Consider the following 13,848-nt stretch of genomic DNA (forward strand, 5'->3'; position numbering starts at 1 on the left):
ATTCACTTCCAGCGGGCCGGGCATAGACCCGGGGAATTGGAAGAATTGGAAGCATCTTTATTGCCCTACACGCAGATCTGCGATGGCAAGCGGGACTGCGCGGCGCGTTTTGAAGCCTATCTGGAAGACGCGGTGGATTTGCGCAGCTGTCCGGGCGAAGGCGCGCTGCCGGTGGCCGACATCATAAGGGCGCTGCCGCGCGACATAGCGCTCAGCCTGGAGATCCGCTCCAAAGCCTATCGGGATCGATTCCCGGATGCGACCGACCGCGCAATTGCGGTGCGCGGGGCCAGTCTGGAATATCTCAAGCAAAGCGAGATTGCGGTGCTATAGGCCCCGCGCCTCAGGTCGACTGGATATAGTCGCGCATCGCCGCGGCTTCGCTTTCGATCTTGTCGATCCGATATTTCACCAGATCACCAATCGAGACAAATCCGACCAATTTGCCCTCTTCAACGACCGGCAGGTGACGAATTCGTCTTTTTGTCATCAATGACAGCGCGCCCATGACGCTTTTGCTGCGTTCGACGATGATCACATCCGATGTCATCACATCGCGCACGATATGATCCATTGCGCCATGGCCAAATTTGCGAAGGCAGTGAAGAACATCACGCTCGGAAAAAATGCCCACGACCGCTTCACCATCGAGCACCGGGAGCGCGCCGATGCGCCTTTCTGCCAATATTTCGATCGCCTGCGACACCGAAATATCTGCGGTGCAGCTGAATATTTCTCCGCTGCGTCCCTGCAAGATCGAATCTATGGTCATGGCACCTCTCCTCGCTTCTGATTCTGTTTATTGCATGCTTATAACATATTTTTGAAAGTGATGGCGCTTGATGGTAACAGGATTCCCGTCCAATGCACTGAAAACCACCGGAGTCCCCCTTGCCCCAGTATTCCCGTCTTGACGATCCACAATATGCCAGCCTTGCATGGGCGCGATACTGGCGCCTGATGCGCGGAATGGCGCTGTTCACCCTGATCTGCGTCACCATCTCCCTGGGCATTCTTTTCTATCTGCACGGCTTCGTGTCGATCCACATGTATCTGGCCACGGCGGCGGGGATAGCCTTCGCGCTGATGCTGATGGCCGGCCTGATGGGGCTTGTGTTCCTGTCGAGCGGCACCGGCCATGACGAATCGATCGACGATCCGGTATCAAAGGAAATAGACGCTGATGGGTAAAGATGACCTCGAGGAACTGGCCAGGATGCAGCCGGTATTGCGGGTTGCGCCACAGCCACGCGATCTGAACAACAATGGCCATATATTCGGCGGCTGGGTGCTGTCGCAAATGGATATCGCCGGAGGGATCATGGCGGCGCGCGTCGCGCAGGGTTCCACCGCAACGGTGGCGATCGAGGCGATGGAATTTATCGCCCCGATCCTGACCCGCGACCTGATTTCGGTCTATGCCCGGGTCGACCGGATTGGCAGGACATCGGTTGCGATCAGGCTGGATGTTATCGCGTCGCGGAATCTTGGCGAAGAGCGCGTTCCGGTGACCAGCGGCCTGTTCACCTTCGTTGCCCTGGATGAAAATCATAATCCGCGCGTGATCCCGGAGACTTCCAGGGAAAAATATCTCGGCTAACGGCTATTTGCGCCGCTCGACCCGATATGTCAGCACCCGCTCGCTATTGGCCGGAACCGTTACTTTCCAGACATCCATGCCGTCTTTGCGCGTGAGCCTATGACTGGTTTTCCTGAACCGCTCGCTGTCGCTGCGCATCAGCTTGATTTCCGCCTGCGCGGGTAACCGGGAAGCATTGGTCAGGGTCAGCCGCATGTCACGCGCGTGTTTTTTCTCGTCATCAACCTGCGCCAATTGCTCGACAATCATCTTCACCTGGTCGCTTGAACCAATGGTGACCTCGACCAGCTCGTCGATCGCCTTGTCGTCAAAACTGCCTTCGCCGAGCAGCATCCGCGCACCGTCAACATTCCGGAACGCGATCAGTTTCCCCGCAGGTAGCGGCACGCCCAGCTGGTCCCGCTTGCGGTTCTCGAAACGCAGGGTAGTCGCCAGTGATCGGGCCGGTTGGGCATTGGTCGCCCGTATTATAGTTTCAAATATTTGCGTGAAGGGGATCGCCGATTTCTCCAGAAACGCAACCTGCTTCTGGCTTTGCGCCGCCACGGTGACCGGCACCGGTATCCGATAGAGCTTGAGATCACCGAGGTCCTCCTGCTTCGCCATCACCTTGCGCGCCGTGACCGTTATATTGTCTGCCATCATCGCCGGGGCAGGTGGCGGCGGAGGAGGAGGCGGTGGTGGAGCAGCGCCAAAGGCCTCGCGTCGCTGTGCATATTGCGCGATAATATCGCTGCTTGTTCCGTCGGGCCAGCAAGCCAGGTTCACGCTTCCGCCACTCGCCGGTGCTATATTGTCGCGCCCCTTATTGGGTTGGCCCGCCACCGTCTGGGTTTGCGCCTGAACAAAGGATGTTTCGTCACCATTGGCCAGCGTCACCCAGGAGAAGAGGTTCAGGTGCGAGCCATCGTCAGAAATATCGGCGACATAATTGGCCTGCCAGTCGAAGCCGGTGGCCAGATAGGATAATGTCACCGTTGCGCGGGTTGCTGTCTTCACCCTGCTTTTCACTGACAATGTAGGTTTGGCCGAAAGACCTTCCGGTATCGCCGGATAGACAATGGCCTCGTTCAGACCGGTACATTGTAAAGCTTCGAAACCTTCGGCTGTTTGCACCACCATCCCGCCTGTCGCATCGGTCCGGATCATTGCATCGAACGTTTCGGTTTTTCCGGTAGCAGCACTGGTCCGCCGGATTGTGACGCCCTGCCCCAAATAGCTGTTGAGCAACGCCGACGGCGAAAGCAGCGCCGCATCCCGGTTTTTCTCGATGATGTCATCCGGCAGACCGGTAACGATCGCCGATTGCGGAATAATCCCCCCAGCGACTCCTTCGAACCGCAGGTCCACCTCGCCCACCGGCAAGTCAATCGTGCGCTGTTCGGTGATCAGCGCATAGCCGCCAAGATAGCGAAGGTTCATCGCATTGTTCGGTGCGCGGCGGGGATTGCGGTAGACGGTCACCGAGACCGATCCTGGCCCTTCGGATGTCACGACCTGATGCGCATGACCGGATTGCGCCGCGGCGGGAGCCGAGACTGCAAGGATCAGGAAGGCGAAAAATGTTCGCCGCACCATATCAGAACCGGGTCTCGAAAACCGCTGTTACTGTCGTTCGCCCATTGGCGGGCACGGGTACTTTCCAGACAAGCGAATCGGATGACCGCCGCTTGCTCGTCATGCTCTCGCTCACGATACGCGTGTCATCCCAGTAAAAGTCGAGGCCGTTCTGGATCAGCGACACCGTAACCGCATCGGGCCGCGCATTGCTGATTTCATAAGTCATGCTGGTGCGCCATTTCGATGCGGACAGGCGCTTGCGCTCGGTAACGGTTGGTTTGACTTTGACATCAAAGGCCTCGCCGGTCTTCAGCCCCAGTTCCGACCCCATGGGTGTGTGGCCGATATTATTCTCGCCGATAAATTGCGGCTGGCCGGATGCATCTTTCATGTAAACCCGGACGGTACCTGCGGGCAACGCATCACCCAGCCCACCGTCGCTGGAAGAGCTGAATTCCAAGACCGTGTCCACGCTTTGCGGCTCGTCTTGGGTGCCAAGCCAGCGATTGGAATATTCATAGGTCTTCTGCGCCGGCGCGCCGGTTACATCCAGAAAGCTGACCTGTTTGGTCTGGGCATTGGCGATGGTCGTGCGCGCCGCCAGCGGATAGAGGTAGAAATCGCCCAGCATTTCCCGGTCGGCCGATTCGATCCCTGCGCTGCGGACATTGTTTCGCGACGAATAATTGTTTCGACCGATCACGCCTGGTGTCCCGGCAACCAGCAGGGTCTTGGCGTTGTCGAAGGTCGTACCGGTATTGTTGGTCAGCGTGACCCAGCCCTGCACATCCATCTTGCCGGCCTTTTCGTCGAACAGGGCGACATAATCGGCTTCCCAGCCCAGCCCCGATGTCAGATAGCTGAGCTGCGCAGGTCGCGTGCCTGCGCGCGAACTGTTCAGGGTCACCGACAGGGTTGGCCTGGCCCGCAAATTCTCCGGAACCTTGTCGAAAATCACCCGTGTTGGCAGGCGATCATCGCGCAGCACCTCGATCCGGCTCCCGATTTGCAGCACCACGCCGCCATTGGCGGCCAGCACCTTGGCCCGTTCGCGGGTTTCTGATCCGGTAGCCGGGTTGATCCGGACGATCGTTACCGTTTCGCCAACCGCCTTTTCCATCAGCTTGGAGGGAGACAGAAGATCATAGTCGAAATTCTGCTCGACGATGCCGCTATTCGGAGCGGTGAAACTGACAGTTTCCGCGCGGATCTGCCCGGAGACGCCAGGGAAAGACTGGATTGAGCGGCCTGCTGGAATATTTAGCTGCCGGACATCCTGAACCAGCGCCAGATTGCTGTTGTATATGGTGACCGAGACGTCACCCTGGCCTGAAGACTGGCTGATCGCCGGTGACACGGCGGTCACCATCAGAAATCCCGCTAAAATAAAAGGCCGCATATTGTCTCTCCCCTATCGAAACATGACGCTAACGCATTGAAAATGAACCTGAGCTAAATAGTCATTGCTCCGGTCCGGAACCGTCCGGCGGTGCCAGCCAGCGGAATCTTGCGCCAGCGCCCGGAATGACCCTGTCAAATTCTTCGGCCACAACGATATTTTTCGACATCAGAGCCTCCCGTGCCACCGCCCGGTCCGGGGCGGCCCCGCTCATTCCCAGTGGCAGGGCGATCCGTTCCGAAGCCCAGATGATCAAATCGAGATTTTCGCTGGAAGCCGGGTCAATCGCGCCGTCTGCGATCTTGACTTCCGGCAGCGCGACCGCCGGCGGTTGCAGCCTGATCACCCAGCCCTTGGCCCCCGCAGCGACACGCAGCTCCAGCGCATAATAGGACGCGAGCGTGGCGCCGGGTAACGGCTTGGCAACGACCATGGCCCGCCGCGTGCTGCTGTCCAGCGTGACATCATCGACCGGCACCCCGGCGATAAGGGCAAGATTTTCCCGCAAGCGGGTCACCTGGATTTCGGCTTCCCGGGCCTGTGCCTGGGTTTTGGCTGCAGCGAGCTCGGCCGACTGGGCATCTTCCCCGGTTTCCACCTTGAACTGGTCGACATTGACGGTGATCGACCGGCCCAGCGTGCGGCTCAACACCCGCGAGCTCTGTTCGGCCGCTCCGGCGATAATCGTGGGCGTGAAGACAGTGGCGTTGACGGTGATCGGGTCGGCATCGAAATCGATCTCGATCTGCGAGACGCTGGCGCGCTTGCCGAACTGGTCCTTGATATAACCGTTGGCGGAGCGCGAAACATTGGCCTCCCAGGCAATCTGCCGCAGCGAAAGGCCGAGGGGAATCGCCAGCGCGATGAACACCACCACCATGGCGGCGATCTGGAACTGTGATTGCCGTTCGGACAGATAGGAGCGGAAGCCGTAGAGCCACGCCATCGCGGTCGCGGTCAGCGCAATCGTCATCAGGTTGGTGAAAAACAACAGCAGGGAGCCACCGAATACGGCCCAGTTGAAGGTCGCCAGTCCGAAACCGACCACCGCCAGCGGCGGCATCAGAGCGGTGGCAATAGCGACGCCGACAATCGTTCCCATCCGTCCCCGGATCATCGCATAGGCACCGGCCAGGGCGGAGAAAAGCGCGACCAGCAGATCGAACAGATTGGGCCGCGTGCGCGCGGCGATTTCGGCGGTGACGGTTTGCAGCGGTGACAAGGTAACCACCAGTCCGGCGAACAGGATCGAGATGATACTTCCCAGAACGATCGCCTTGCCGCTCTCTCTCAGCCAGGCCGAATCACCGACGGCCAGGGCAAAGCCCGCTCCCATGATCGGCCCCATCAGCGGCGACAGCAGCATGGCGCCGATCACGACCGCCGGAGAAGATAACAGCAGGCCGAGAATGGCGATACCGGCCGACATCGACGTCATGAACGCGAAATGGGGCGTGAAACCGCTGTCTTCCCGGACTTTATCGATCACCGCCTGCTGGTCGACATCGGCCCGGACGACCATCCGCCACCAGCGGCGGAACAGGCGAATGCTGCCGGTGACCGGATCCAGCGGTCCGGATGAGGGCTTGGGTTTCAACTCTGCCGGACTTGCCGCATTTGCCTGATCGTCTGTCATCGCGCCACTTTAGCCGCGAAAAATGTCGGCGAATAGTTAAAGATTACCTCCGGGGTAGTTGAAAAATGAAGGGTTACGTCTTTTATCAGAAAACTGTACCACCTATATAGATCACAGCGGCTATGATGCCGCGCCAGGAACTCTTGGGAGGAGTCATCCTATGCCACGTCCCGAAACCGATATTGCCGCCACGCGGGCAAGGATCATCGCTGCCGCCGACAAGATGATCGAGGAAAGAGGCGCTATCAGCTTCACGATGAGCGATCTGGCGACCGCGGTCGGCATGTCGCCCTCCAATCTCTACCGCTTCTTCGAGAACAAGGACGCGCTGGCGGAAGCCATGGCCGGAGAATGGTTCGCCGAATTGCTGGCGATCATGGAAGAGCTGGTGTCTGCCGACATGCCCGTGGAAGAGAAGCTCTACCAGTTTTTCGCCCGACGCGTCGTTATCAAAAGGGCGCGTTACGAGGAAGATCCCGAACTTTTCGAATCCTATATGGAGCTTGGCAACGAGCATTTCGACGTGATCAAGGGCTATGTCGATCTGGCCGATCACTATATGGCTTCTATTCTCGCCGAGGCGATGGACAAGGGCTATTTCAAGGGGCTGGACCTCGACACGGTCGTGTCCCTGGTCAACACCATGATGCAGCCCTTCTGCAATCCCCAGCTGATGATGCAGATGATGCATCTGGCGACCGAAGATCGTCTCCGGATCGTGATCAATACGATCCTGACCGGGCTGCAGGCGAACAGCGAAACTGTCAGCGCCAAGCCGGAACTTTACGTCGCCAGCTAGGCGTCTTTTGCCAGCCACTGTTTCATCATCGCCGGTGGCGGTGACGGGTTCATCTCGCTTTCGTCCAGCGCGGCCAGAGCGCGCCGGCGGTCAGCATCGGTAAAACTACCGGTGGTCAGGCAGAATTCCACCATATTGCCATTGGGGTCGCGGGTGTAGACCGAGTGGCACCAATTATGGTCGATCTCCAGCACGTCGAGACCGGCCGCGTTCCATTTCTCGCGCCAGCCGACGAGTTCCTCGGGCGTATCGACGGCGAAGCTGTAATGGTTGGTGCCCTGGGGCGTTCCGGCGGCTTCGTTGAGATCGAACTTATATTCGCCTTCCCCCGGCGTATCCATCAACTCCCAGAAGGCGATGAACCGGCTGTCGTCGCCGTCCATCCGGTAGAAGAAATGCTTGCCCCAGCCGCCACCCATGACCGGGGCGATCTCGACCTTGACCAGTTCGAAACCCATCACGCCTTCGTAAAAGGCGTGGATCGCCTTCATGTCCTTCGCCGCGAGGGCGAGATGGTGATAGCTCATTGGTTTGCTCCCTTCCGTTTGTCGACCATGCCCATGACATCGGCGGTGGCGCCATCGGGGGCCGGCACCTCGACCACGCGCTCCGGCACATCGTCGAACTCCAGCTTCAGCGCCCGGCTCATCACCGCGTGCATCATATAGGTGCAGGTGATGTAGGTGAGTTCGAGTATCTCGACTTCGCCGAGATGCTTTTTCAGCGCCGCGAAGACACCGTCCGGTACCCTGCCCCGTTCGAGCACGAGGCAATCGGTGTAAGCGAGCACGGCGCGTTCGACTTCGTTGAAGCAATTTGCGACCGACCAGTCGGGGATCGCCTTGACCTGTTCCTCGGAATAGCCCTCGAAGCGCATGGCCTTGCTGTGCTGGGAATAGACAAATTGCGATCCCACCGCATAGCCGGCGCGGATCTGGCCGAGTTCGCGCAGTTTCGGGTCGAGCTTGCGATTGGAAGAGCGGTAGAAACCGAAGCCCTCGCTGATATGTTTGAAAGCGTCGGGGACCTGCGCGAAAACGGTCCACCAGTTGCCCGGCGTGCCGGTTGCCGTGCTCGGTTCCGCCACCGGATCGCGATCGCCGAACAATATATTGTAAAGACCGAGCACATAGTCGTCGGTGACTTCTGCTCGCGGTATTTCGCGCAGTCGGGGCATAGAGTCGCTCTCCTATGCCCCGACTATGCACAATTTGATGCGGCTGACTAGCTCGCGAGATTCCGCAACACATAATGCAGGATGCCGCCGTTGAGGAAATATTCCATTTCATTGGCGGTATCGATCCGGCAGATCGTCTTGAAGGTCGACTGCGTGCCGTCGGCGCGGGTCATTTCGACTTCGACTTCCTGCAGCGGTTTCAGCGTTGCCACGCCCTTGATGGTAAAGCTCTCGGTGCCGTCGAGGCTGAGAATTTCGCGATCGGTGCCTTCGACGAACTGCAATGGCAGGACGCCCATGCCGACGAGGTTCGAACGGTGGATCCGCTCGTAGCTTTCGACGATGACCGCGCGGACGCCGAGCAGGTTGGTGCCCTTCGCCGCCCAGTCGCGCGACGAGCCGGTGCCGTATTGCTCGCCGCCGATGACGACCAGCGGGGTGCCGTCGGCTTTGTGCTTCATCGCCGCGTCGTAGATCGGCATGATCTGGCCGTTATATTTTGTATAACCGCCTTCTTTTCCGTCGGCCATTTCGTTTTTGATTCTGATGTTGGCGAAAGTGCCGCGCATCATGACTTCGTGGTTGCCGCGGCGACTTCCGTAACTGTTGAAATCTTGCTTGCTAACCTGATGATTTTTCAGATATTCTCCGGCAGGGCTGTCCTCCTTGATCGCGCCGGCTGGCGAGATGTGGTCGGTGGTAATGCTGTCACCCAGCAGCGCCAGCGTCTTCGCCTCGATGATATCGCTGATCGGCTCGGGCGTCATTGTCATGCCGTCAAAATAGGGCGGATTGGCAACATAGGTCGAGCCGGCGCGCCACTGATAGGTGTCACCACCGGTCACATCGATCGCCCGCCACTGCTCGTCGCCGTCATAGACATTGGCATAGCGGCTTTCGAACATTTCGCGGTTGACGAAGCTGTTGACCATGTCGGTCACTTCGGCGTTGGTTGGCCAGATATCTTTCAGGAACACGTCCGTGCCATCCGAACCGACACCGATCGGCGTTTCATACATATCCTCGCGGACCGTGCCCTTCAGCGCATAAGCCACAACCAGCGGCGGCGAAGCGAGATAGTTGGCGCGCACGTCCTGCGACACGCGGCCTTCGAAGTTGCGGTTGCCCGACAGCACCGAGGCGGCAACCAGATCATTTTCGTTGATCGCCTTGGAAATCGGCGCCGGCAGTGGCCCCGAGTTACCGATACAGGTGGTGCAGCCATAGCCGACCAGGTTGAAGCCGAGATAGTTCAGATCCTCGGACAATCCCGCCTTGTCGAGATAGTCGGTGACCACCTGCGATCCCGGTGCCAGCGACGATTTGACCCATGGCTTGCGCTGCAGACCGCGTTCCCGCGCCTTGCGCGCGACCAGACCGGCGGCGATCAGCACCGTCGGGTTGGAGGTGTTGGTGCAGCTGGTGATCGCGGCAATCGCGACATCGCCATGGGCAAAGCCCTGGTCGCTGCCCTCGACGTCGACCCGCTTGCCGTCATCATCGACGCCAAAGACCTTCTTGAGGTCGCGGTTGAACTCTTCGTCCAGCTCGGCCATCGACACGCGCTGCTGCGGCAGCTTCGGTCCGGAAAGCGACGGCACAACGCTGCCGATGTCCAGTTCCAGCGTCTTGGTGTAGATCGCGTCCTTGGTCGTCTCGTCATAGCGCCAGAAGCCCTGCTCCCGCGCATAGGCTTCGGTCAGCGCGATATCCTCGGCGCTGCGGCCGGTCAGTTCGAGATATTCCAGCGTCTTTTCGTCGATCGGGAAATAGCCGCAGGTCGCGCCATATTCCGGCGCCATATTGGCGATGGTCGCGCGATCGGCGAGCGAGAGTTCCTTCAGGCCCGGTCCGTAAAATTCGACAAAGCTGCCGACCACGCCGACTTCGCGCAGCATCTGCACGCAGGTCAGCACCAGATCGGTCGCGGTAATGCCCTCGGCCAGCTTGCCGGTCAGCTTGAAGCCGACCACCGGTGGAATGAGCATCGAGACCGGCTGGCCAAGCATCGCGGCTTCCGCCTCGATCCCGCCCACGCCCCAGCCAAGCACGCCGAGACCGTTGATCATCGTGGTGTGGCTGTCGGTGCCGACGCACGTGTCGGGATAGGCAACCATATTGCCCTCGGCGTCCGGCGAGGACCAGACCGCCTTGGCGATATTTTCCAGGTTCACCTGGTGACAGATGCCGGTTCCCGGCGGCACAACGGAGAAATTGTCAAACGCCTTGCTACCCCATTTCAGAAATTCGTAACGCTCCATATTGCGCTGATATTCCAGCTCGACATTATGTTCAAAAGCCTGCGGTGTGCCGAATTCGTCGACCATCACCGAGTGATCAATGACCAGATGCACCGGCACCTGCGGGTTGATCTTTTCCGCATCACCCCCCAGTGCCTTGATCCCGTCGCGCATCGCCGCGAGATCGACAACAGCCGGAACACCGGTGAAATCCTGCATCAGCACGCGGGCCGGACGATATTGAATTTCCGCCGCGCTCTTGGCTTCCTTCTGCCAGTCGACCACCGCCTGCGCATCCTTCGCGTCCACGGTAAAGCCGCCATCCTCGAACCGCAGCATATTCTCCAGGAGCACTTTCAGCGTATAAGGCAGCTTGTCGATATTGCCGAGCTTTTCCGCCGCTTTGGCGAGCGAGTAATAAGCATAGTCGGTGCCGTTGACGCTGAGCGTCGAGCGGGTGCCGAGGGTGTCTTTGCCGGTGGTTGTCATGGATAGTTGCTCCGTTTTCTTGTCGTTGATTCAACCGAATGGGGAGAGCGTTGCAGGCAGCGCAGACGGTTGATGAATCGCGTTCGGGAGCGCTTTAGCTGAAGTGGGGGAATTGGGGAAGGGGTAGCGTTCGTGGAAGAGCGCAATAGATTCCATTGAATTTTTTGCGATGCTCTCGATGTCTCCAAAAATTTTGCCGATCCAGAAACGCCTCCTTTATTTGCTTTAAGTGCTTTGGTTCTCTACTTATATTTAAACTGAGTTCGATGTGTCCTACAACACATTAACTAAGCTATCCACAGGGGGGGTATTTATGCTTGATTCGTTTGAACGGTATGTTTTGCTATATGATCTAAAGCTTAGAACGGCTCGGAAGAATATTGACTTTCCGACACTGGCTGAAATGGCTCCTGCGATCATAGAAAGGGTGAGAAAAAACGAGTCCTACATGTTTCTAAGGCCAGATTCCGAAGATTATCCGCCGCCTTGGATGAGGATTAAGGATGCACGAATTGTGAATATATCGGCCGATCGTCAAGGGCTTGCGTTGCTTTTTTCAATAGGCGATCCGCGCGGCGCCAACCCAAGTTTTGAAAATTCCAAAACAGCAACCATTCGTACCATTGAGAAAGAAGAAAACGAAGGAAAGGCCATAGCTGCACACTGCCTAGTATCATTGACCGAGCGGCCGACCCAAAGATACAGAATGGTTATGGAAGATATCAGAGGTTTGGGAAGAACCAGATTACGCGATATGTTAGCCAAGGAACTCAAAGTCATCAGTGAGAACTACAATTTGGAATATACCAATAATTCCAATGAACAGGTAGCAACATACGTTCTACCTGATTTGGAGGGGCACAAATCCGAACGACTGACAGCATCCTTGGAACGAGGTACAATAACCGGAATTCATTTGGTAGATAGTAATTCAACTCACCATATGGACGAAATTGACGGCGCTGAAATTACTCGTCGAGAGCTGAAAGTTTCTCTGGCACATGTTCCGGGACAAGACAAAACTCCTGTGATAGAGAGAATAAAACAATGGGCCGCAGAAGAAAACTATGATAGAATGCGGCTGGTTTGGAATGATCCAGAAGGTGCAGGAAAGCCCGAAAAAGCTTGGGTTGAGACCGCTCAGCAAGATGTTCGGGATACGTACTTCGTCAAACAGGTAAAGGTGCGAGTTGATCATCCTCTCGACGAGGCTTGCGAAAGCTTGCGCGACGATTTGATAACAGCGATTTGTCAACAAGTGGAATAATGAAAATATTCAATGCGCCTTTCAACTATTATCGGCTGGTTTACAAAGGTAAGCTAACCCATGATCTGTTGATTCCTCTTTGCATGGCGATGCCTGCAGGGTTTCTCATTCTAGGGATTCCGGGGGAGGCCCAAATTTTGGGTGAGAATGGTCTATTTGATAAATTTACTCAATTTTTGCCGATTTTGGGCGGCTTCTACATCGCAGCACTTACTGTGATTTTGACACAAGATCACAAAGCCCTGAAATCAAAAATCATCGGTTCTAACGCTCCCAAACTGCCCTCGGATGGTGAGTCCCTTACAAGAGCTCGGTTCCTTGCTATTCTGTTCGGCTATTTATCGTTTGCCTCTTTCTTTTTGTTTTTATTGATAATTTCTGTGGAAACACTCGCGCCTGGATTCAGTAAAATTTTGCCCGCCGGCGTACAATATATTTCCAAAATATCGGTCGTATTAATCGTTCTTTTTTTACTTTCTCAAATATTTGTCGCAACAATGATCGGTCTATACTATATGTCCGACAGATTATATCGTTCTGACCAGCAAGCTAGTTTTCGAAAAAAAATCCCCCCGGCTTAGTAGGGTCAAGCGGCGAGATACAAACGCAGATCGATGGGGGTGGTAGTGTCACTGAAATCAATTAGCTTAAAAAAGCTCCTGCAGTTGTGTGGTGCTGAAGAACAAAGGCTAGTGTCTGAAATTCGTAATGATATTCGCCTTGATATCCGTAGGCAGCAAGGAAAGACCTCAGGAGGTGGGGACTTTCATCCACCGTTCTGGAGAGATGCAAAAAATTTCGTGTTCGAAGGCGTTGATTTGTATGACGCAACTGAACAGAGAATTGCGAAAGACAAAAACAAAAAAAGGCTTTATCCTGACTTGCGGGACGGTTTCTTGAGCTGGTGGGACAAGGAGCGCATGACTACAAATGAGAAAATTGGAATACTCGAGAATAGTATCCATAATCACTATCCCGTGCCTCATTTTGACCTCGTTTTGAAAGTAGATAATCTTCTCTGTTTGCAAGTAGGTAATGATATTAGCAAAGTTATTTATCCCTATTTTCCCGAAATTCCATCGCTAACGCCAAAGTGGGCTCGAGTCGGATTATGGCTTATGGAACAGGCGCTTTCAGAGTTTTCTATCACCGAAATGAAGATATTGGACGTAATCCGTGGTAAAGATTATTCCCAAAATTCTCATCCACTGACAGGCAAGGAACAGCAAATATTTGACGATCGATATTCAATAATATTGGAACTTTGGAACAGTCTCAAGAAAGAATATCCGGATTTCCAAGAATGAGTTGTAGTTGTTTTTGAAGGGGAGTTAATATGTATCGTTACGCGGTAAGTTTTGAAATTAGGGCGGATGCTACCTACGCTGCCAGATATAATAGTCTGATGGAACAGCTAAAAATTGATACCGGGATTTACCCTTGGGATGAAACTACCTCTTTTGTATTAGTTAGCAGCACGGAAACTATTGAGCAATTTGCCGATCGAATTTACTTCAAGAGCAAAATTTCCTCCGCCACTGATATCGTTTTGGTAGTCGATCACGCTAGTAATATCGCCATTGCAAGAGGTCCGGTTAAATACCCAGCACTTCTAAGCGCTCACTTCTCCAGCTGTTCAGTAAAATAGTGCATTTACGGCTGCACCTTTGAACCTCAAAAG

Annotated in this window: 15 protein-coding genes (1 of these 15 running past the window's edge); 8 read left to right on the forward strand and 7 right to left on the reverse strand. The window is 55.8% G+C overall.

Annotation, left to right across the window (positions count from 1 at the left end; translation table 11 throughout):
* Positions 1-333 carry the 3' end of a TIM barrel protein gene (locus tag CHN51_RS01525; protein WP_164088944.1) on the forward strand. The gene continues 471 nt to the left of window position 1, outside the view, so the window shows 333 of its 804 coding nt (coding positions 472-804); the start codon falls outside the window, past its left edge; the stop codon is at positions 331-333.
* Positions 334-343: 10 nt separating this feature from the next.
* On the opposite strand, the gene CHN51_RS01530 is transcribed toward CHN51_RS01525, so the two are convergent.
* A complete protein-coding gene (locus CHN51_RS01530; RefSeq protein ID WP_100092435.1) occupies positions 344-772 on the reverse strand; it encodes a CBS domain-containing protein in 429 nt (142 codons plus the stop codon).
* A gap of 119 nt (positions 773-891) precedes the next feature.
* Between CHN51_RS01530 and CHN51_RS01535 the strand changes: the two genes are divergently transcribed.
* Together CHN51_RS01535 and CHN51_RS01540 are read left to right on the forward strand one after the other, a co-directional pair.
* Positions 892-1,191, forward strand: coding sequence for a hypothetical protein (locus CHN51_RS01535; protein WP_100092436.1), 300 nt, complete (start codon positions 892-894; stop codon positions 1,189-1,191).
* Positions 1,184-1,600: an acyl-CoA thioesterase gene (locus CHN51_RS01540; protein ID WP_240616825.1), complete on the forward strand. Its 417-nt coding sequence runs from the start codon at positions 1,184-1,186 to the stop codon at positions 1,598-1,600. The genes CHN51_RS01535 and CHN51_RS01540 overlap by 8 nt, the downstream gene beginning before the upstream one ends.
* 3 nt (positions 1,601-1,603) lie before the next feature.
* On the opposite strand, the gene CHN51_RS01545 is transcribed toward CHN51_RS01540, so the two are convergent.
* The 3 genes from CHN51_RS01545 to CHN51_RS01555 form a co-directional block, all read right to left on the reverse strand.
* A complete protein-coding gene (locus CHN51_RS01545; RefSeq protein WP_100092437.1) occupies positions 1,604-3,178 on the reverse strand; it encodes a hypothetical protein in 1,575 nt (524 codons plus the stop codon).
* A 1-nt stretch (position 3,179) separates the two neighbouring features.
* Positions 3,180-4,559 (reverse strand): DUF4139 domain-containing protein, encoded by a 1,380-nt coding sequence (locus CHN51_RS01550; protein WP_100092438.1) that lies wholly within the window; start codon positions 4,557-4,559, stop codon positions 3,180-3,182.
* Positions 4,560-4,620: 61 nt separating this feature from the next.
* On the reverse strand, positions 4,621-6,195 hold the full coding sequence (locus CHN51_RS01555; protein ID WP_100092439.1) for a DUF389 domain-containing protein: 1,575 nt from the start codon (positions 6,193-6,195) through the stop codon (positions 4,621-4,623).
* Positions 6,196-6,355: 160 nt separating this feature from the next.
* On the opposite strand from CHN51_RS01555, the gene CHN51_RS01560 reads away from it, so the two are divergent.
* The gene (locus CHN51_RS01560; RefSeq protein WP_100092440.1) at positions 6,356-6,994 is read left to right on the forward strand and encodes a TetR family transcriptional regulator; all 639 of its coding nucleotides are present in this window, start codon (positions 6,356-6,358) and stop codon (positions 6,992-6,994) included.
* On the opposite strand, the gene CHN51_RS01565 is transcribed toward CHN51_RS01560, so the two are convergent.
* The 3 genes from CHN51_RS01565 to acnA are packed head-to-tail and all read right to left on the reverse strand — an operon-like array spanning position 6,991 to position 10,900.
* Positions 6,991-7,521 carry a VOC family protein gene (locus CHN51_RS01565; protein WP_100092441.1) on the reverse strand — a complete coding sequence of 177 codons (531 nt, stop codon included), beginning with the start codon at positions 7,519-7,521 and terminating at the stop codon, positions 6,991-6,993. The two genes, CHN51_RS01560 and CHN51_RS01565, sit on opposite strands and share 4 nt — an antisense overlap.
* Positions 7,518-8,171: a carboxymuconolactone decarboxylase family protein gene (locus tag CHN51_RS01570; RefSeq protein ID WP_100092442.1), complete on the reverse strand. Its 654-nt coding sequence runs from the start codon at positions 8,169-8,171 to the stop codon at positions 7,518-7,520. Before CHN51_RS01570 ends, CHN51_RS01565 begins: the two co-directional genes overlap by 4 nt.
* Positions 8,172-8,218: 47 nt before the next feature.
* Positions 8,219-10,900, reverse strand: a complete 2,682-nt coding sequence (gene acnA / locus CHN51_RS01575; protein ID WP_100092443.1) for an aconitate hydratase AcnA — start codon at positions 10,898-10,900, stop codon at positions 8,219-8,221.
* A 313-nt stretch (positions 10,901-11,213) separates the two neighbouring features.
* Between acnA and CHN51_RS01580 the strand changes: the two genes are divergently transcribed.
* Genes CHN51_RS01580 through CHN51_RS19465 form a run of 4 tightly spaced genes read left to right on the forward strand, consistent with a single transcriptional unit; the run spans position 11,214 to position 13,815 of the window.
* On the forward strand, positions 11,214-12,167 hold the full coding sequence (locus tag CHN51_RS01580) for a hypothetical protein (RefSeq protein ID WP_123906211.1): 954 nt from the start codon (positions 11,214-11,216) through the stop codon (positions 12,165-12,167).
* Complete coding sequence (locus tag CHN51_RS01585) at positions 12,167-12,748, forward strand: hypothetical protein (RefSeq protein ID WP_100092445.1); 582 nt, start codon at positions 12,167-12,169, stop codon at positions 12,746-12,748. Before CHN51_RS01580 ends, CHN51_RS01585 begins: the two co-directional genes overlap by 1 nt.
* 45 nt (positions 12,749-12,793) lie before the next feature.
* A complete protein-coding gene (locus tag CHN51_RS01590) occupies positions 12,794-13,474 on the forward strand; it encodes a hypothetical protein (RefSeq protein WP_123906212.1) in 681 nt (226 codons plus the stop codon).
* Positions 13,475-13,503: 29 nt separating this feature from the next.
* Positions 13,504-13,815, forward strand: a complete 312-nt coding sequence (locus tag CHN51_RS19465; protein ID WP_123906213.1) for a hypothetical protein — start codon at positions 13,504-13,506, stop codon at positions 13,813-13,815.
* The last annotated feature ends 33 nt before the right edge of the window (positions 13,816-13,848 follow it).

It is taken from the genome of Sphingorhabdus sp. YGSMI21 (genome assembly GCF_002776575.1).
GTDB lineage: Bacteria > Pseudomonadota > Alphaproteobacteria > Sphingomonadales > Sphingomonadaceae > Parasphingorhabdus.